At 35.0% G+C, this 18,224-nt stretch carries 20 protein-coding genes; 16 read left to right on the forward strand and 4 right to left on the reverse strand.

The window, feature by feature from the left end:
* From ftsH to CGC58_RS10230, 8 genes are all read left to right on the forward strand, one after another.
* Complete coding sequence (gene ftsH / locus CGC58_RS10195; protein WP_095896604.1) at positions 1 to 1,980, forward strand: ATP-dependent zinc metalloprotease FtsH; 1,980 nt, start codon at positions 1 to 3, stop codon at positions 1,978 to 1,980.
* 118 nt (positions 1,981 to 2,098) lie between these two features.
* On the forward strand, positions 2,099 to 2,698 hold the full coding sequence (locus tag CGC58_RS10200) for an LUD domain-containing protein (RefSeq protein WP_095896605.1): 600 nt from the start codon (positions 2,099 to 2,101) through the stop codon (positions 2,696 to 2,698).
* 18 nt (positions 2,699 to 2,716) lie between these two features.
* Complete coding sequence (locus CGC58_RS10205) at positions 2,717 to 3,541, forward strand: phosphatidate cytidylyltransferase (RefSeq protein ID WP_095896606.1); 825 nt, start codon at positions 2,717 to 2,719, stop codon at positions 3,539 to 3,541.
* Positions 3,542 to 3,554: 13 nt separating this feature from the next.
* Positions 3,555 to 4,346, forward strand: a complete 792-nt coding sequence (dapF, locus tag CGC58_RS10210; RefSeq protein WP_095896607.1) for a diaminopimelate epimerase — start codon at positions 3,555 to 3,557, stop codon at positions 4,344 to 4,346.
* A 10-nt stretch (positions 4,347 to 4,356) separates the two neighbouring features.
* Positions 4,357 to 4,875, forward strand: coding sequence for a GNAT family N-acetyltransferase (locus tag CGC58_RS10215; RefSeq protein WP_095897203.1), 519 nt, complete (start codon positions 4,357 to 4,359; stop codon positions 4,873 to 4,875).
* Positions 4,876 to 5,166: 291 nt separating this feature from the next.
* Complete coding sequence (locus CGC58_RS10220; protein ID WP_095896608.1) at positions 5,167 to 5,850, forward strand: PAS domain-containing protein; 684 nt, start codon at positions 5,167 to 5,169, stop codon at positions 5,848 to 5,850.
* A 33-nt stretch (positions 5,851 to 5,883) separates the two neighbouring features.
* Positions 5,884 to 6,549, forward strand: coding sequence for a PAS domain-containing protein (locus tag CGC58_RS10225; RefSeq protein WP_198540724.1), 666 nt, complete (start codon positions 5,884 to 5,886; stop codon positions 6,547 to 6,549).
* 193 nt (positions 6,550 to 6,742) lie between these two features.
* Entirely contained in the window at positions 6,743 to 9,148 is a 2,406-nt protein-coding gene (locus CGC58_RS10230; RefSeq protein WP_095896610.1) for a 3-hydroxyacyl-CoA dehydrogenase/enoyl-CoA hydratase family protein, read from the forward strand.
* Between the two features lie 64 nt (positions 9,149 to 9,212).
* Here the strand turns inward: CGC58_RS10230 and cdd are convergent, their stop codons facing one another.
* Positions 9,213 to 9,689, reverse strand: a complete 477-nt coding sequence (gene cdd, locus CGC58_RS10235) for a cytidine deaminase (protein WP_095896611.1) — start codon at positions 9,687 to 9,689, stop codon at positions 9,213 to 9,215.
* Positions 9,690 to 9,859: 170 nt separating this feature from the next.
* Here cdd and CGC58_RS10240 point away from each other — a divergent pair, with 170 nt between their 5' ends.
* Complete coding sequence (locus CGC58_RS10240) at positions 9,860 to 10,585, forward strand: copper homeostasis protein CutC (protein WP_095896612.1); 726 nt, start codon at positions 9,860 to 9,862, stop codon at positions 10,583 to 10,585.
* Between the two features lie 39 nt (positions 10,586 to 10,624).
* Positions 10,625 to 11,845, forward strand: coding sequence for a metallophosphoesterase (locus CGC58_RS10245; RefSeq protein ID WP_095896613.1), 1,221 nt, complete (start codon positions 10,625 to 10,627; stop codon positions 11,843 to 11,845).
* Between the two features lie 66 nt (positions 11,846 to 11,911).
* On the opposite strand, the gene dapA is transcribed toward CGC58_RS10245, so the two are convergent.
* A complete protein-coding gene (gene dapA / locus CGC58_RS10250) occupies positions 11,912 to 12,799 on the reverse strand; it encodes a 4-hydroxy-tetrahydrodipicolinate synthase (RefSeq protein ID WP_095896614.1) in 888 nt (295 codons plus the stop codon).
* Positions 12,800 to 12,809: 10 nt separating this feature from the next.
* Positions 12,810 to 13,325: a DUF6913 domain-containing protein gene (locus CGC58_RS10255; protein WP_095896615.1), complete on the reverse strand. Its 516-nt coding sequence runs from the start codon at positions 13,323 to 13,325 to the stop codon at positions 12,810 to 12,812.
* 63 nt (positions 13,326 to 13,388) lie between these two features.
* On the opposite strand from CGC58_RS10255, the gene CGC58_RS10260 reads away from it, so the two are divergent.
* From CGC58_RS10260 to CGC58_RS10275, 4 genes are all read left to right on the forward strand, one after another.
* Positions 13,389 to 14,177: a 5'-nucleotidase C-terminal domain-containing protein gene (locus tag CGC58_RS10260; protein WP_095896616.1), complete on the forward strand. Its 789-nt coding sequence runs from the start codon at positions 13,389 to 13,391 to the stop codon at positions 14,175 to 14,177.
* 22 nt (positions 14,178 to 14,199) lie between these two features.
* Positions 14,200 to 15,108 carry a bifunctional metallophosphatase/5'-nucleotidase gene (locus tag CGC58_RS10265; RefSeq protein ID WP_095896617.1) on the forward strand — a complete coding sequence of 303 codons (909 nt, stop codon included), beginning with the start codon at positions 14,200 to 14,202 and terminating at the stop codon, positions 15,106 to 15,108.
* Between the two features lie 170 nt (positions 15,109 to 15,278).
* Positions 15,279 to 15,743 (forward strand): lipocalin-like domain-containing protein, encoded by a 465-nt coding sequence (locus tag CGC58_RS10270; protein ID WP_095896618.1) that lies wholly within the window; start codon positions 15,279 to 15,281, stop codon positions 15,741 to 15,743.
* Between the two features lie 77 nt (positions 15,744 to 15,820).
* On the forward strand, positions 15,821 to 16,207 hold the full coding sequence (locus CGC58_RS10275) for a pyrophosphohydrolase domain-containing protein (RefSeq protein ID WP_095896619.1): 387 nt from the start codon (positions 15,821 to 15,823) through the stop codon (positions 16,205 to 16,207).
* Positions 16,208 to 16,363: 156 nt separating this feature from the next.
* Here CGC58_RS10275 and CGC58_RS10280 read toward each other — a convergent pair whose 3' ends face one another.
* Complete coding sequence (locus CGC58_RS10280) at positions 16,364 to 17,092, reverse strand: DUF6261 family protein (RefSeq protein WP_095896620.1); 729 nt, start codon at positions 17,090 to 17,092, stop codon at positions 16,364 to 16,366.
* A gap of 239 nt (positions 17,093 to 17,331) precedes the next feature.
* Between CGC58_RS10280 and CGC58_RS12740 the strand changes: the two genes are divergently transcribed.
* Positions 17,332 to 17,472: a hypothetical protein gene (locus tag CGC58_RS12740; RefSeq protein ID WP_157909252.1), complete on the forward strand. Its 141-nt coding sequence runs from the start codon at positions 17,332 to 17,334 to the stop codon at positions 17,470 to 17,472.
* Complete coding sequence (locus tag CGC58_RS10285; protein WP_095896621.1) at positions 17,472 to 18,020, forward strand: hypothetical protein; 549 nt, start codon at positions 17,472 to 17,474, stop codon at positions 18,018 to 18,020. The genes CGC58_RS12740 and CGC58_RS10285 overlap by 1 nt, the downstream gene beginning before the upstream one ends.
* The last annotated feature ends 204 nt before the right edge of the window (positions 18,021 to 18,224 follow it).

Consider the following 18,224-nt stretch of genomic DNA (forward strand, 5'->3'; position numbering starts at 1 on the left):
ATGTCAGAAAATAAAACGAATAGACCTCGATTTTCAGCTTATTGGATTTATGCCATACTGATAGCTGTTATATTAGGATTTAATCTTTTTTCGGAAGGAAGCCTATGGAACCAACCGAAGGAAATTCCCCAGTCAAAGTTTGAGGAATTTTTGCGTAATGGAGATGTTAGTAAAACGGTGATTATAAACCGAAAAGAAGCAAATGTGTACTTGACACAAGATGCTCTGAATAAGGAAGAACACAAAGATGTAAGACCCGGTAAAAGCGTACTCCAAAGCACAAACATTCAGAGTGATGTTCCGCAATATCATTTTGAGTTGGGTGATTTGAGTAATTTTGAAAATCGTTTTGACCAAATTGTACAAGAAAATAATTTGACAACAACACGTGAAAACAAAACGCAACAAAATTTGCTGTCAGATTTATTGATTTCTGTTTTACCTTTTGTATTGTTCATCGGTCTTTGGATTTTTCTTATGCGAAGAATGGCTGGAGGCGGTGGAGCCGGAGGCGGACAAATTTTCAGTATTGGAAAGTCAAAAGCTCGTCTTTTTGACGAAAAGAAAGAAGTCCGTGTTAGCTTTCAGGATGTAGCAGGTTTGGAAGGAGCTAAAGAAGAAGTTCAGGAAATAGTAGATTTTCTTAAAAATCCTGATAAATATACTTCCTTGGGAGGAAAAATCCCGAAAGGAGCATTGCTTGTAGGACCTCCGGGAACTGGGAAAACTTTGCTGGCAAAAGCTGTGGCAGGTGAAGCCCAAGTACCTTTCTTTTCTCTTTCAGGTTCTGATTTTGTGGAGATGTTTGTAGGAGTAGGAGCCTCACGGGTGCGTGATTTATTCAAGCAAGCAAAGGAAAAGTCACCAGCAATTATCTTCATTGATGAGATAGACGCTATCGGAAGAGCTAGGGGTAAAAATAATTTTACTGGAGCAAATGACGAAAGAGAAAATACTTTAAATCAGTTGCTTACGGAAATGGACGGTTTTGGAACGCATACTAACGTAATTGTTTTGGCTGCTACTAACCGTGCTGATATTCTTGATAAGGCTTTGATGCGTGCAGGGCGTTTTGACCGACAAATTTATGTGGAACTCCCCAATTTGAATGAGCGTAAACAAATTTTTCAAGTTCACCTTCGACCTATTAAAACGGCTGAAACTCTTGATGTTGATTTCTTGGCAAAACAAACACCTGGTTTTTCAGGGGCTGACATAGCCAACGTTTGTAACGAAGCGGCATTAATTGCGGCACGTAAAGGGAAAACGGCTGTTAATAAGCAAGATTTTCTGGACGCTGTGGATAGAATTATTGGAGGACTTGAGAAAAAGACCAAAATAATAACACCGGAGGAACGTGAAGCTATTGCTTTTCACGAGGCAGGACACGCTACAGTGAGTTGGTTGCTGGAACACGCCGCTCCGCTTGTGAAGGTAACGATAGTTCCACGAGGGCAGTCTTTGGGTGCGGCTTGGTATTTGCCCGAAGAACGACAAATTGTTCGTACTGAACAAATTCTGGATGAAATGTGTGCCGCTTTAGGAGGGCGTGCAGCGGAAAAAGTAATGTTCGACAAAATTTCCACGGGAGCATTGAGTGATTTGGAAAAAGTAACAAAGCAGGCTCGTGCGATGGTTACAATTTACGGTTTGAATGATAAAGTTGGGAATTTAACTTATTACGATTCATCAGGGCAATCTGAGTATGGTTTTGTTAAGCCATACAGTGAGAAAACAGCTCATTTGATTGATGAAGAAATTTCAAAAATAATTGAAAATCAGTATGAAAGAGCAATTAAAATTCTGACCGATAACAAGGAAAAACTAATTGCTTTGGCAAATCTGCTTTTGGAAAGAGAAGTAATATTCAAAGAAGATTTAGAAAATATTTTTGGAGTTCGAAAATTTAAAGATGCAATTGAGCAAATTTCTGAAAATGAAGAGAATAAGCCTAAAGAGGTGAATCTTCAGAGCGAATAACAGAAAACTGTAGAAAATAAAGTTTACAAAAACTTGATTGTTTTTCAAAATTCAATCAAGTTTTTTTGTATCTTTAACCCGCCAATTGCGTATAACTACTAAAAATGTAGTAAAGTTAATGAATTTATTTAAGAAAATATTTAGCACACGAAATAGCGAATCCAAAAAAGAAGCCCCTCAAGTTAATTCTATTTTTGATGATGATTTGCCTGCAGATGAGCAGTTTGCAATCAGATTTAACGAAAATGGAGGGAAATTTATTTACTGTACTTCTGATTTTGAGGTACAGGGGGTTTTTCGTAATATTTTAAAGGAAATAGGCGTAGATGTAAAAATAAGTTATTCCAATGAATCTCTAAAGAATATGTTCGAGGAATATGACTCTCTTTTTACTTCCAATATACAAAGTTCAAATGTTTATTTAACTGATTGTGAGTATTTAATAACTACACTCGGAGGGATTATGCTTTCATCAAATCAGTTAAAGCAAAAGAAAACTGAGGAACTTCCTGAGATTTTTGTCGTTTTTGCCAAAACAAGCCAAATGGTAAAAGACATCACAGAAGGAATGCGAGGGATTAACTTCAAATACACCAAACGAAAACCGACAGGTTTGGTGACGCTTCGTAGTTTCAAAGAGGATAGAAATCAGAATGATATTATGAACTACGGCGGAACTTACAAAAAGACCTATCTCATTCTGTTAGAAGATTTATAAATTGAAAATCAATAACTTGTGAACGAACTGTTTAAACGAGCGATAACAGGATTTATTTATATTTTCCTTTTGCTTTCGGCTATAATGCTGGACGCCAGTGCATTTGATTTTTTATTTTTGTCCTTCGGGATAATTTGTCTTTTTGAATTTAAGAGACTTGTCAGGCTCAAAGGTTTGTCTGTTTTTATAATCTTTCTGTTTATTTGGTGGCTATTTATTCACCTGAAGGTGAGCGTTTTCTCCGTTTATATATTTTTGTTGTTTACCATTTTGGCAAATGTGTATTTAACGTTATTGTTATTCTATGGGAAAACGCCACTACGTCTTCGAGATAATGGATATAAGTTGTTAATCAGCTTGTTGTATATTGGAGGTGGATGTGTTTTCATTCCGTTGATATACAAAAAGGAATGTGATATAGTGTATTCACAGTTTGATGCTCAACTTACAATGATTGGGATTTTGTGTATTATCTGGGCAAGTGACAGTTTTGCATATTTGACAGGAAAATCCTTTGGTAAACATAAACTTTTTGAGCGTATTTCACCTAAAAAAACAATAGAAGGCTTTGTAGGCGGACTTGTTGGTGCAATTATAACATCTTCTATCATAGCTATTTACAGTAGTAAGGAAACTTGGCAATGGATTATTTTGGCGGTGGTTTTGGTCGTTACGGGAACCATTGGCGACCTTGTGGAATCAAGTTTTAAACGTGTAGCAAATGTAAAGGACAGCGGAACTATTTTACCCGGACACGGAGGGCTTCTTGACCGCCTTGATAGCCTTGTTTTTGCATCGCCTTTTGCGTATTTAGTATTACAAATTTTGGACTACTTTAATTGATAAACTATTGAAAATGAATATACATTTTTATAAGTATCAAGGTACGGGAAATGATTTTGTAATGATAGACAATCGTGATGAAAATTTTCCTAAAAATAATCAGAAATTAGTTGCTTTTTTGTGTCATCGCAGGTTTGGTATTGGTGCAGATGGTTTAATCCTTTTGGAAAATGCTGAGGGCTATGATTTTAGAATGGTTTACTATAATTCCGATGGAAAGGAAAGTTCAATGTGTGGCAATGGCGGAAGGTGTACGGTGGCTTTTGCAAAACAACTTGGAATAATTTCCGATAAAACGCATTTTATCGCTACAGATGGTGAGCATTCAGCACAAATAAACGCTCAGAACGAAGTACAATTACAAATGAAAAATGTAGAAGCCATTCAGGTTGAGCAGGATTATGTTTTTTTGGATACGGGTTCTCCGCATCACGTGCAAGTAGTTGATAATGTGGGTGAAATAGATGTAAATACTGAAGGTGCAAAAATTCGGTATGGAGAACTTTATAAGGATAAAGGAGGAAGTAACGTGAATTTTGTGGGTCAGCAAAATGAAAATACTTTCAATATTCGTACCTACGAACGAGGAGTTGAAGAGGAAACTTATTCTTGCGGAACGGGAGCAACGGCCGTGGCAATTTCTATGTATCATCTTGGAAAAACCAATAGTAAGGAGGTACATCTGCAAACTTTGGGAGGGAATTTGAAAGTTCTTTTTGAAAGAAAAGACAAAGGCTATCAAAATGTACATTTGTGCGGTACGGCTACTTTTGTTTTTGAAGGAAATTGTGAAGTAAAAGTGTAGTGTGTTGAAAATGAATTCTTTGGAAGGAGAAAAAATAAAACTTCGAGCTTTAGAACCTGAAGATGTTGATTTTTTGTATGAGCTTGAAAATCAAGAAAGTTTGTGGGAAGTAAGTCAAACTCAAATTCCTTTTTCAAGATTTTTATTAAAAGAATATATACAAAATGCAAAGCAAGACATTTATGAAGCAAAGCAATTCAGATATGTAATTTCTTCATTTGATAATCAATTGTTTGGATGCATAGATTTGTATGATTTTGATCCTAAAAACAAACGAGCTTGTGTGGGGATTGCCATTTTTGAAAAGTATCAAGGCAAGGGAATTGGTAAAAAATCTTTGGAAAATTTGGTTAGTTATGCCAAAAAATATCTTGATTTATATCAGTTAATAGCCTATATTCCAGAAGATAATGAGGTTAGTATAAAACTTTTTGAAAAGTTGGGTTTTGTTTCTTACGGAGTTAAAAAGGATTGGATTTTTTCTCAAGGAAAGTTTAAAGACGTAATGATATATCAGAAAAAACTTTAGGTAAGCTGGAGTAAATTTTTTGCAAGTATAATAAGAAGAAACTTTGCTGGTGGAAGACGCTAAGCAAAGTTTTTCGTTTATTGAAATATCTTCAAATATCTGTTAATAGCAATAAATCTTAATTCTGCAATAACGAAAAACATAAAAGAAAGTTAAATAAAGAGCTGTTGTTCGAAAATAATTTCTTTAAATTATGTTAAATGCCACCTTGAATTTTAGCAAAAAAATAAGATATTAAAAAAGGTTTTTTCTTCTCTTTTTCCTTAATTTTGTCCTTGACTAGTGTGAGTTATGATTACAGACTATCAAGATATTAAACTAACAGTAGAAAAGCCGCTTCCGATTGATAGGGAAGTTGTTTGGGATAAGTCGGAAATCATCGTTAGTGAAACTGATATTTATGGAAGAATTGTGGAAGTTAACGATGCATTTTGCGATGTGAGTGGTTATTCTATTGTTGAGATGATTGGTCAGCCACATAGTATCGTTCGTCACCCTGATATGCCTCAAATTATCTTTAAAATGCTGTGGGACAATCTAAAAAGTGAAAGCAATTTTGTTGGGGTAATCAAGAATTTAGCAAAATCTGGAGAATACTATTGGGTAATAGCGGATTTCATAATTCGGAAGGACGTTTTAGGGAATGTTACCAATTACATAGCAAGAAGAAAGTCTGTTTCCAAAGACGTTGTTGATAATCACATAGCTCCTTTGTACGAAACCTTACTGAGATTGGAAAAAGTAGGAGGAATGGAGTTGAGTAGTCGTTTTTTAAAGAATTATTTAGATAAAGAAGGAAAAAATTACATCAGCTTTGTTGTTGACCTTGTAACAAAGAATAAACAACACCTTTCCTTTGAGGAAGTTCCTGCTGTATCCTTTGAAATAAACAAAAATATTTTAAATGATACATACACACTGAATGACGAAATTGAAGAGAAACGTAAAAGTTTCCTTGAAAGATTATATCCATAAATTAATAGCAATATTTTTCTAACTAAAAACAATATGATGACAGCCAGACCAACACCAGTAAACAGAGAGGTAACTTGGGACAAAACCAAGACCATTATTAGTGAAACGGATAGTTTTGGAACTATTACCAATGTGAATGATGTATTTTCAGAAGTATCCGGATATACTCCAAGTGAGCTTATTGGTCAGCCTCACAATATAATTCGGCACCCTGATATGCCAAAAGTAGTGTTTAAAATGTTGTGGGATAACCTGAAAAAGGGTAATAACTTTGTTGGTATAATTAAAAATATGACAAAGTTTGGAGAGTATTATTGGGTCGTTACAGATTTTGAAATAAGAAAGGATATAATGGGTAATATTACCCATTACATAGGAAGAAGGAAGGCTGTCCCTCAAAGTGCTATAGATAATCATATTGCTCCTTTTTATGAAACATTGCTAAGACTCGAAAAAATTGGAGGAATAGAGCTAAGTAGTCGTTTTTTTAAGAATTACTTGGCAAAACAAGGAAAGGATTATATGGATTTTGTGATTGGCATTATGTCCGAAACACAAAAAGAATCGTCGTTTGTGGAGGCAAGTTCATCAATGACAATGACAAGTAATACAACAACCATAATTTCAGATGATATTTACCACGTGGATGATCAGATGAATTTGAAACGTAAAAGTTTTTTTGAGAAATTGTTCTCATAGCATTCATTTTAATTAATACATTTTCTAACAGATGCATCAGGCTTAGTTTGATGCATCTGTTTTTTTTATGATAATATTTTTCCTAACTTTTAAAATATTTCCTACCTTTGGTGGAAGTATAGCAGGTTTTTTTATCTGTAAATTTTAATGTGCTGAATTACAAGTTTTTTGTTTGAATATAAATACATAAATTATGAAACGAAGAATCAAAAAAGTTGCTGTTATCGGTTCGGGGATTATGGGCAGTAGCATTGCTTGCCATTTTGCGAACATAGGAGTAAAAGTTCTGTTGTTGGATATTCCTCCGAAGGAACTAAATGAAAATGAGCTTAAAAAAGGGCTTTCACTTGCTGACAAACAAGTAAGAAATCGGATTGTTAATGATAATTTAGCGAAAACTTTAAAATCAAAACCATCTCCAATTTATCACACAAATTTTGCCAAACGCATAGAAACAGGTAATTTGGAGGATGATATTGCACAAATAAAAGATGCCGATTGGATAATTGAAGTTGTTGTAGAACGATTGGATATCAAAAAGGCAGTTTTCGAGAAAATTGAAAAGTACCGAACAAAAGGTACGCTCGTGACTTCCAATACTTCAGGAATTCCTATTTCTTTTATGAGCGAAGGACGAAGCGAGGATTTTAGAAATCATTTTGCCATAACGCATTTTTTTAATCCGCCTCGTTATCTTCAGCTTTTTGAAGTGATACCAAGTTCGGACTGCAAACCCGAAGTTGTTTATTTTCTGCTATCTTACGGAGAAAAATTCTTAGGAAAAACAGCTGTTTTAGCCAAAGACACGCCGGCATTTATCGGTAATCGTATTGGAGTTTTTGGGATAATGAATATTTTTCATACGATAAAAGCCTTAGGATTAAGAGTTTCGGAAGTGGATAAATTGACAGGAACAGTGATTGGTCGTCCTAAATCGGCAACTTTCCGAACTGCGGATTTGGTAGGATTGGACACATTGGTGCACGTTGCCAATGGATTAGCCCAAAATTGCCCAAATGATGAAGCCAAAAGTTTGTTTGTTCTTCCCGATTTTATTCAAAAAATGATTGAAAATAATAGCTTGGGAGAGAAAACCAAACAAGGTTTCTACAAAAAAGTAGCTTCTGAAAGCGGAAAAAGTGAAATTTTGGAGTTAAATTTGGATACAATGCAATATGAATCTTCAAAAAAAGCTTCATTTGCTACGTTAGAACTTACAAAATCCGTTGAAAATGTGCTCGAACGCTTTCCAATCTTGATAAAAGGCAAGGATAAGGCTGGAGAATTTTACCGAAAAACTTTTGCAGCATTATTTGCTTACGTACAAAATCGTATTCCTGAAATTTCAGATGAGTTATATCGAATTGATGATGCAATGAAGGCTGGTTTTGGTTGGCTCAATGGTCCTTTTGAAATTTGGGATGCTATTGGCATTCAAGAAGGAGTGGCTTTGATGCAATCCGAAGGTTATGAACCAGCCCCGTGGATTAAGGAAATGATGACGTCGGGCAGTAAATCTTTCTATGCGGTAAAAGACGGATTTACATATTATTATGATATTCCGAATAAAAAATATCTGAAGAAACCAGGTCAAGAAGGATTCATTATTTTGGATAATATTCGTCCGACAAAAACGGTTTGGAAAAACGCTGAAGCCAGTATTTTGGATTTGGGTGATGGTATTTTGAATCTGGAATTCCATTCAAAAATGAACACTATTGGGGGAGGTGTGCTTCAAGGAATCAATAAAGCTATTGATTTGGCAGAAAAAGATTTTCAAGGATTAGTTGTTGGAAATCAGGGAGCTAACTTTTCGGTGGGAGCGAATATAGCGATGATTTTTATGATGGCTGTGGAGCAGGAATATGACGAGCTATATATGACAATCAAGTATTTTCAGGATACGATGATGCGTATGCGATACTCGTCTATCCCAACGGTTGCAGCTCCGCACGGAATGACCTTAGGTGGTGGCTGTGAATTATGCTTACACGCTGACAAAGTTGTTGCAGCTGCCGAAACGTATATTGGCTTGGTGGAATTTGGAGTGGGAGTTATTCCCGGAGGCGGAGGTACGAAGGAATTAACACTCAGAGCTTCAGACTCTTTACGGAAAAATGACGTTGAGCTGAATCGCTTGCAGGAATACTTCTTGACAATCGGTATGGCAAAAGTTTCAACTTCGGCGTACGAGGCTTTTGATTTGGATATTTTCCAAAAAGGGAAAGATGTGGTGGTTGTCAATAAAATGAGGCAAATTGCTGAGGCTAAAAAACACGCATTACTTCTTGCCGAAGCCGGATATACCAAACCGATAGAACGGACAGATATTAAAGTTCTTGGAAAACAATCACTTGGAGCTTTCTTGGTTGGTGCAAATTCGATGAATGTTGCAAATTATATTTCAGAATATGACAAAAAAATTGCTGACAAATTGGCTTACGTGATGTCAGGAGGAGACCTTTCCGAGCCTACATTAGTTTCTGAACAATATCTTTTGGAGTTGGAACGAGAGGCTTTCTTGTCGCTTTGTACAGAACGCAAAACTTTAGAGCGAATTCAGTATATGCTACAAAACGGAAAACCTTTACGAAATTAATCATAAAAGACAAGAAGAAGAACGAGATAGCATTCGGTTATCTCGTTTTTTATTTTTGAAAATATTACAAAAGACTTCCGTCAAATAAAAAAGGTAGAAGGTCTTTGATGGATTCGGTTTTGATAATTTTTCCCGAAGCTCCCATAAAATAAATGCTAATGGGTTGTTTCTGACGGATTTCATACTCAGAAAGCGACTGTCGGCAAGCACCACAAGGAGAAACAGGATGTTGCGTAGGTTCTTTAGCCGTTCCCGTGAGAGCTATCGCTTCAATGGTTTCTTCCGGAAATCGGGCAGAAGCCTGATATACAGCCACACGCTCAGCACATAACCCCGAAGGATAAGCAGCATTTTCCTGATTGGAACCAATGCAAATCTCTCCATTTTTTAAAAGAACAGCAGCACCCACTTTAAAACCCGAATATGCCGCATAGGCGTTTTCCCTCGCTTTGATGGCTTCCTTCATCAAATTTTTTGCAGATTCGGGGAGCTCGTCAAAGTTATTAAAAATGGTGTACTTTATGGTCAAAAAATGTTCCATTTTGTTAAAAGAATATTAAGTTTCATTCTTGTCGCAACAAATATAAGAAAATAATCATTAAAAAGGCGTATTTTTGTGCCGTTAAATTAAAAAAAGAGATTGAAATTTTGAAAATATCAATCAAATTTGAAAATAATACATTTTTATTAACCACATAAAATTTTTAGATTATGGTATTTGAAATATGTGCAAGTTCTTTTGAATCAGCAAGAAACGCTCAGATGGCAGGTGCGAATCGCATTGAATTGTGTAGCGAATTAGGAGTAGGAGGAGTTACTCCAAGTTATGGGCTTATCAAGAAAGTTATGGATGAGCTTTCTATTGAAAATTGTGTGCTAATTCGTCCACGAAGCGGAGATTTTACATATACTGATGAGGAATTTGATGTGATGCTTCGTGATATTGTTCTTTGTAAAGAATTAGGTTGTAAAGGCGTGGTTACGGGCGTTTTAAACTCGGATAATACCATTGATGAAGAGCGTACAAAACGGCTTATGGAGGCTTCAGGAACGATGGATTTCATTTACCACAGAGCCTTTGATTGCGTTCCGAACCCAACTGAAGCGATTAAAATATTGAAAAAACTTGGAGTGAAACGTATTTTGACCTCTGGCGGGAAAAAATCGGCAGTAGAGGGATTACCTTTGTTAAAGGAATTAAATACCCTTGCTGAAGGAAAAATCACAATTATGCCGGGCGGAGGGATTAATCCGCAAACAATTTTGAAAATCAAAGAAGCTGGATTTAATGAAGTGCATTTTTCTGGAACGATTTTTGAGAAATCAGAAAGTCAGTTGCCTTTTTCTTTCAACACGGCAAGTTTCTTAGATGAATCGGTACGTCCAATTTCAGGAATAGAACAAATTAAACTGATAATCAATGCTATGAATAGCTAAAAATAATTTCTAATCCTTAAAAGTCAATCACTTAGTAAAATGATTTATTTAATTTTATTATCGTTTGTAGCGGTTTATTTTTTACTCACGCTTTATTCAAATCAAGTTTTGAAAACGCTAAATATCTCTAAAATAGGGAGATATGTTTTTTGGGCGATTTCAATTTTGGTTGTTGTAAACGTGATGCTACAATGGTTCCTCCGTACCAAAGCAGTTTGGACGGTTTTTCAACAGTATTCGGTAGGAGCTTTGGTAACTTGGCTTATCATTTTGGTTGTGCTTTCTTCTGTTTTATTTTTGGAGGACATTCAGCGGTTTGTTAGGTCTTTATTCAGGAAGAAAACAACTGAAAATCAGAATTTTCCTTCAAGAAGAAAATTTGTGAGTTTGCTGGCTTTGGGGATAGCTTCTGTTCCGTTTATGTCTGTGATTTACGGAGTTACAAGAGGAAAATATGATTATAAAGTTTGGAAATATACACTTTACTATGACGATTTACCGGAAGCGTTTGACGGATATACCATAACGCAAATATCTGATATTCACGCAGGAAGTTTTGACAACAGAGCCAAAATTCAATACGGAATTGATTTGATTAATCAGCAAAAGAGCGATGTTATTATGATAACAGGCGACATTGTGAATAATTTGGCAAGCGAATTACTTCCTTGGAAAGATATTCTTAAGCAACTAAAAGCTAAAGACGGAGTGTTTTCGGTTTTAGGAAATCACGATTACGGCGATTATTCTGCTTGGGAATCTCCTGAAGCAAAAGCAGAAAACCTTGAAAATCTGAAAGATATACAGCGAGAAATGGGCTTTGATTTGATTTTGAATGACCATCGCTATATAGAAAAAAATGGGCAAAGAATTGCAATTGTAGGGGTTGAAAATTGGGGATACGGACGATTTTCAAAATACGGAGATTTGGAAAAAGCAATGCAAAATGTTGCCGATGAGGATTTTAAAATTCTTTTAAGTCACGACCCAACACATTGGGAATATGAGGTTTTACCGAAAAACAAAAATATTCAACTAACACTTAGCGGGCATACGCACGGAATGCAGTTAGGTATTGAAATAGAGGGTTTTATCAAATGGAGTCCGTCGGAATGGAAGTACAAATACTGGGGAGGAATGTACGATGAAGGAGGTAAAAAGCTGAATGTCAATCGTGGATTTGGCTATCACGCTTTCCCCGGAAGAGTTGGAATTTGGCCGGAAATTACTGTGATAGAATTACGAAAAAAGAAAAGTTAATAAAAAAGTAGAGATTTGAAAATTATTCAAAGTTTCAAATCTCTACTAAAAATTTATTTGAAATTCTTATAATTTACTGATAATTTGTATGTCTGCTTTAATTTCAGCTTTTAAAGCATTGGAAGCTTCTGCTAAAGGTAAGCGAACATATGAGTTGCATAATCCTTTTTCTGCAAGTATAGCTTTGATTCCTACAGGGTTACCTTCTTTGAAAGCCAAGTGTGTTTGTTTCATCAGCTGATAATGAATGGCTCTGGCTTTTTCTACTTCGCCTTTTAATCCAAGTCTTACCATTTCGGAAAATTCCTTCGGAAAGGCAATTCCTATTACGGAAATCACTCCCGAACCGCCCATAAATACGGAAGGAAGCGTAGAAAAATCATCTCCTGAAATGAAGAGAAAATCTTCAGGTTTATCCTTTATTATTGCCATATTCAAAGATAAATCACCAGAAGCCTCTTTTACAGCGATTATATTTTCGAAGTTTTTGGCCAAACGATTTACCGTATCGGCACTCATTGAAACTCCCGTGCGTCCCGGTACATTGTACAAAATGACAGGAAGTGGAGAATTTTTTGCAATTTCGGAAAAATGCGCATATAGCCCATTTTGTGAAGGCTTGTTATAATATGGTGTAACTGACAGAATCGCAGTGAATTCGGATAAATCAAAACTGTTTATTTCATCAATAACTGCTTGAGTATTGTTTCCGCCAATCCCGATAACCAAAGGTAAGCGTTTGTTATTGGCTTCGATAACGGTTTGGCAGACCAATTTTTTCTCGTCCTTAGTCAGAGTAGGAACCTCGCTTGTAGTTCCCAAAACTACAAGATATTCCACTCCGCCATCAATTACATAGTTTACTATCTTGGTTAAAGCCTCTGTATCTACTTTATTATCAGATGTAAATGGAGTTATTAATGCAACTCCTGCTCCTTTTAGTTGTTCCATAATGATATTATTTTTATTTCAGCATTGTTGATAGTACCTTTTTAACTTCGGTGGTGAAAACGGCTTCATCTTCCAGTTTGCAGTTGATAATCACATCGTTATATTCATCATCAATTCCTTCAAAGCCAATTCGTAATTTAGCTTTTATGGAAGAAGAAAGCAATAATAAAGGTAGTTTCGGACTTTTAAAATAATTGATTAAAATATCGTACTCTTGTTCCGAAAGCCTGTCGGCGTGATAGTTACGAATTTTTCCCTGCCAATTAATCTCTTTATCTATCAAAAAAGGCACTCCGTTTGTATGAGTCTCTTCCGATTTTTGTTTGTATCCTAAAAAAATGTAATTTTCAGGACGCAAATTGTAATATTTTACCAATTCCAAAAGAGGTTCAATGTCCTTAACAACATCCATATCAACGATGCAACCCACCTTTGAAATGGAGCTTCCGAGCCTTGCAGAGTATTTTTCTAAGGCTTTTAAATTCTTCTGAATTTGTTTTTTTAGAAAATAATTTTTTAGAAATTCCAAAATTTACTACTTTTACGGTCTGTTCGCAAAGATAAAGATAAAATTTATAAATAAGAATCATTTATGAAAAAGTTGTATTTAGGAATGAACTATTTTTTTGTTGCATTCGTAACAGTTTGTTGTTTTATTTCGTGTAAGCCTGCGAAAAATAATTTGACCTTAATTCAGGCAAAGAATATAGAAATTGCAGCTGATAACCAGGGGAAAGATGATGAAATAGAGAAGTTTATACTTCCTTATCAGAAGCACGTTCGCAAGGAAATAGCAACGCTTTTGACTTACAATCCTGAGGCTTTGGTTAAGGAAACCAGCCAGTTAAACGCACCTATAGGAAATTTGTTAGCAGATGCTTCCTTTGAAATAATAAATCCTATTTATTCTCAAAAAACAGGAAAAAACATTGATTTTGTTTTGCTTAATTGGGGAGGGATTCGTTCCGATTTGCCGAAAGGAGATGTAACAGTAGGAACAGTTTACAACCTGATGCCTTTTGAAAATAAATTGGTAGTGTTGGAGATGAAAGGAGAAAAACTTTACGAAATGGTACAGTATTTAACTAAAACCAAAACGGCACATCCTTTGTCAAATCACGTAAAACTTCATATTACGCCAAAGGGAGATTTAGTGTTATTTACAATTAACGGAAAAAGCGTTGACCCTAATGCAACATATGTGGTTGCAACATCTGATTATTTGATGCACGGAGGCGACGGAATGATATTTTTTCACGATTCAATAAGTGTTTACGAAACAGATTATTTGATACGAAATATACTAATGGATTATTTCAAAAAGATAGATTCTATAAAGGCGGAGAGAGATGACAGATTTATTTTTGTTGAAGATAAGTAATTTAAATTAATACATCAAGATTATGGAAAGGCGAAGATTTATACAAAATATAGGAGCAACATCATTATTTGTGGGCTTGGGAGGTTTGTCTCTTTCGATGAAACCTCAAAATGCGAAAAAAATAACCATTTTGCATACCAATGATACACACAGTCACATAGAACCCATCTCCAAGAATGACCCAAGAAATCCTAATAAAGGAGGGGTGGCTCGGCGTGCTTACCTGATTGAGAAAATACGTCAGGAAAATCCGAATACGCTTTTGTTTGATGCGGGAGATATTTTTCAGGGAACGCCTTACTTCAATTTTTACGGAGGCGAATTGGAGTTCAAACTAATGTCGATGCTGAAATATGACGCTGCAACAATTGGAAATCACGATTTTGATAACGGACTTGAAGGATTACTTGCTCAGCTTCCTCACGCGAAGTTTGATTTTCTGTCAGCAAATTACGATTTCAAGAACACGATAATGGACGGACGCACAAAACCTTACAAAGTTTACGTTGTGGACGGAATTCGTGTAGGGGTTTTCGGTTTGGGAATCAGGCTAAAGAATTTAGTAAATAAAGATAATTACAAGGAAACAATTTACCTTGACCCGCTTGAAATAGCTCAAGATATGGAACGTAAACTACGAAATGAAGAAAAATGTGATTTGGTGATTTGTTTATCGCATTTGGGATATAAGTACAATACCGATGAAATTATATGTGACCTGAAAATTGCTGAAGAAACCTCTGAAATAGACCTGATTATAGGAGGGCACACGCATACTTTCTTGCCTAAACCTACTTTGGTTTCTAATAAAAAAGGAAACATAACGTTAGTTAATCAAGTGGGATGTTTTGGAATTAATTTAGGAAGAATTGATTTTTACTTTGAGCAAGGAAGAAACGTTCATAATCGTGCGGTAAGCATAGAGGTTTAAAAATAAATAGCTTAATAAGAATTAGTTAGCAAAGTTTTGTTCTTTTATTTTGACTTATTTGTTAAGATACGTGTTTGTCGTATATTAACTAAACTTTATGTTATTCGTGTTTTGCTCACTTGGGAATATTTCGTTCCTTTGCACCCGAGTTTTACAAAATTGAAATTATTATGAAAAAAATCTTAGCATTTGCTGTGCTTGCATTTAGTTTATTGGTGATTTCTTGCGGGAAAGATGATGGAGGTGAAGTTAATAAACCTTCGGTTGATTCTTCTGATAATAATGGAGATAACAAAAACGAAACCCCTAAACAAAATCCTTTCGTAGGTACGTGGGAAATAATATCGATGAATGTTAATGGTAGAGAGCGTGTTCTTACCGATTGTGAAAAGAAAAGCCACGCTGTTTTTCAGGAAACTACACTCAAAACGTACATAAGTATGCTGGCAAGTGGTATCTGTATCGAAAAACCGATAGATTGGACATACACAGTTTCAGACAGCAAAATATTCGGAAAAAGCGATGAAGGGCTTGTAGCTGAAATTCCTTTTGTTCTTAATGAAGGAACTCTGACGCTAACTTTCGTTATAGCAAATAAAAAGCTCGTAAGCACATACAAAAAACGACAAAATTAATAAGAAATAACAACGAAGACACTTGCTTTTTGCAGGTGTTTTTCTTTTTTTAAAAAGAATAAAAAAAAGCGATTAAAATGCAAAATAAATTAAAATCAGTGGCGGAGTTCCATAAAGCTTTTGGGCTGGGAATGAGCCAAGAACCAACCATCAATTTAAGAGAAGAAATAACAAATTTGCGTTTTCGGTTAATGGCAGAAGAAAACGAAGAATATTTGGAAGCCGTTAAAAGCAAAAATATGGTAGAGGTAGCAGATGCTTTGGGCGATATGCTGTACATCCTCTGCGGAACGATTATCGAACACGGAATGCAACATAAAATAGAAGAAGTTTTCAACGAAATCCATCGTAGTAATATGAGCAAACTTGATGAAAACGGAAAACCTATCTACCGTGAGGACGGAAAGGTAATGAAAGGAGCAAATTATTTCCCGCCCGATATTGCAAAGATTCTAAAAAAATAACAAAACAGAAAGAAAAAGAGCAATAGTATTCTTTTTTATGCAAAAAAAAGAATACAAAGAACAGCTAAATGTAAAAAGAACACTGTTGTAATTCACGATTATAACAGTGTTCTTTGTGTTAAAGAGTCTGAAATATAGTCTCTTGTTACCGAGTTACTATTCTACCGAATTATCTTTGTCCTTACCCGAGTTTTTTCGGCGTTTTACTTCACTGAGAGCTTTGTTAATTTCGTTGTTTATGCAGTCGGCTAAGTTTTTGTAAGGCGTTTCACCTTCCAAGAAGGCCAATGAATTAATTGTTTTTGCAAAATTGTTGAGTGTTTTCTGCATTTTTTCGCGTGCGTCTTTGGTAAGTCCCATTGTGTGGCTTGCCTGTTCTATCGAACGTTCTTTATAGAGCGTATCAAACTCGGTATTATAGGTTTCTAACGAAGTAACCCATAAAGACAGCCCTATCGAATCAATTAAAGCTTTGATTTCGGGTGTTTTAAAATCTTGTGACAGATTGGTAATGGCAGCGGTTTCCTCTCTTAGAGGCAATCCGCTGATTTTTTTGCCGTATTTTTCAATTACAGAAAGAAGTTTTTGAGCTTTTTGAGCCTGTCCTTCTTCAGGAGAATGACAAAAAGCACGTACTGCGGTGGTTAGAGCCGAAATGGTTTTTCTGCGTTTGCCACTAATCTTATTGAGTTTCTGAGTCTCAAATTTGGTAGAATCTCTTTTAAGGGCTTTATCCAGATTGTCCAAAGCGGTTTCATAATCTGTGAAAGAAGATGCCAATTTCAGTGTTTCTAAATTTTCTTTGCGTGCATAATGGGCAATGTTGCTGGCTACTTGAAAGAAATCCATCAGACGCAATTGGGCTAAATTTGTTTTCGGAATCATAATCACATATTTTTATAAGATTTACGTGTGCAATGTATAATATTTTTTTTGAAAAAACAAATAAATGAATACATTATAAAGTATTTTTCGAAGTCTATTTTTGTATTTATACTGAAAAATTAAAAATTTTACTGCCTAAAGATGATTTATTCCTTATTTTTAAGATTAATGTTTATGGAATTACTATTAATATGATAATATTTTTATGCAAAAGTTAAAATTAAATATAAGTTTGTTATATGAAAATTTATTCTATTTTTGCCCCTGAAAATTTAATGTACTTTAAAGATGAAAAAATGCTGTTTGGAAGAGCAAGCGAAAGTTTCCTAACACTTGGAAAGGAACAAGAATTAGAATTTCAAAATAAATTTAAAATATAATGAAGAAAATATTTTACACTATCATTTTTTGTTTGCCGTTTTTGGGGCATAGTCAATCAACAGAGTTGAAAAAACAATTTGGTATAGAGGCTTCCATTCTTTCTTTGGGAGCATCATATGAATTGCCTGTTTCTACCAATATTTTAGCAGAGTTTTCTGCAGCAATGGGAGCAGCAAATATAAAGGATTACGGGCTTTCAATGGGAGTAAATTTCGGAGAATACACACCTTATACTAAAATTGGGCTAAGACGTTATTACAACAGAGATAACCGAGTGCGAAAAGGGAAAGATATTTCCTATAACAGAGGTAATTTTGTTGGAATACAAAACAAAATTTTATACGGCAATGATGCTTTAAATGCCGTAACAATGATAAATGAGTTACATTGGGGGATACAAACCGAAATTGCTAAAGATTTACTTTTCAGTTTTCACGTAGGTTTAGGACATTATTACAGAAAATCGGATGTAAGAACAGATAGTAATAATTATTACAGCCCTATAGCTCCGACATTGGGCTTAAAAATTGAATATATACTGTTTTAATTTTAGCTCGGAAGTAAATTCTTTATTTCTATAATAAAAAACTTTATCAAGGTTATTGATTTGATAAAGTTTTTTGTTTTTAATACATAATGTAACTGATTTTATCATTTTCTGAAAGTTAGAAAACTATGTTTTGAGTATATTTTATATTTTCTAATAGTCAGAAAATTATTTTAATCGATAAAAATTCGTTTCTGTTTATTT

It is taken from the genome of Capnocytophaga stomatis (assembly GCF_002302635.1).
Taxonomy (GTDB): domain Bacteria; phylum Bacteroidota; class Bacteroidia; order Flavobacteriales; family Flavobacteriaceae; genus Capnocytophaga; species Capnocytophaga stomatis.

Bases quoted from the DNA above. Each gene is read 5' to 3' on its own strand.
- CGC58_RS10200 (WP_095896605.1), top strand. From the start codon at position 2,099: ATGAATTTATTTAAGAAAATATTTAGCACACGAAATAGCGAATCCAAA.
- cdd (WP_095896611.1), bottom strand. From the start codon at position 9,689: ATGGAACATTTTTTGACCATAAAGTACACCATTTTTAATAACTTTGAC.
- CGC58_RS10280 (WP_095896620.1), bottom strand. From the start codon at position 17,092: ATGATTCCGAAAACAAATTTAGCCCAATTGCGTCTGATGGATTTCTTT.
- ftsH (WP_095896604.1), top strand. From the start codon at position 1: ATGTCAGAAAATAAAACGAATAGACCTCGATTTTCAGCTTATTGGATT.
- CGC58_RS10285 (WP_095896621.1), top strand. From the start codon at position 17,472: ATGAAGAAAATATTTTACACTATCATTTTTTGTTTGCCGTTTTTGGGG.
- CGC58_RS10265 (WP_095896617.1), top strand. From the start codon at position 14,200: ATGGAAAGGCGAAGATTTATACAAAATATAGGAGCAACATCATTATTT.
- CGC58_RS10270 (WP_095896618.1), top strand. From the start codon at position 15,279: ATGAAAAAAATCTTAGCATTTGCTGTGCTTGCATTTAGTTTATTGGTG.
- CGC58_RS10275 (WP_095896619.1), top strand. From the start codon at position 15,821: ATGCAAAATAAATTAAAATCAGTGGCGGAGTTCCATAAAGCTTTTGGG.
- CGC58_RS10245 (WP_095896613.1), top strand. From the start codon at position 10,625: ATGATTTATTTAATTTTATTATCGTTTGTAGCGGTTTATTTTTTACTC.
- CGC58_RS10240 (WP_095896612.1), top strand. From the start codon at position 9,860: ATGGTATTTGAAATATGTGCAAGTTCTTTTGAATCAGCAAGAAACGCT.
- dapF (WP_095896607.1), top strand. From the start codon at position 3,555: ATGAATATACATTTTTATAAGTATCAAGGTACGGGAAATGATTTTGTA.
- CGC58_RS10220 (WP_095896608.1), top strand. From the start codon at position 5,167: ATGATTACAGACTATCAAGATATTAAACTAACAGTAGAAAAGCCGCTT.
- CGC58_RS12740 (WP_157909252.1), top strand. From the start codon at position 17,332: ATGAAAATTTATTCTATTTTTGCCCCTGAAAATTTAATGTACTTTAAA.
- CGC58_RS10230 (WP_095896610.1), top strand. From the start codon at position 6,743: ATGAAACGAAGAATCAAAAAAGTTGCTGTTATCGGTTCGGGGATTATG.
- CGC58_RS10225 (WP_198540724.1), top strand. From the start codon at position 5,884: ATGATGACAGCCAGACCAACACCAGTAAACAGAGAGGTAACTTGGGAC.
- CGC58_RS10215 (WP_095897203.1), top strand. From the start codon at position 4,357: ATGAATTCTTTGGAAGGAGAAAAAATAAAACTTCGAGCTTTAGAACCT.
- CGC58_RS10260 (WP_095896616.1), top strand. From the start codon at position 13,389: ATGAAAAAGTTGTATTTAGGAATGAACTATTTTTTTGTTGCATTCGTA.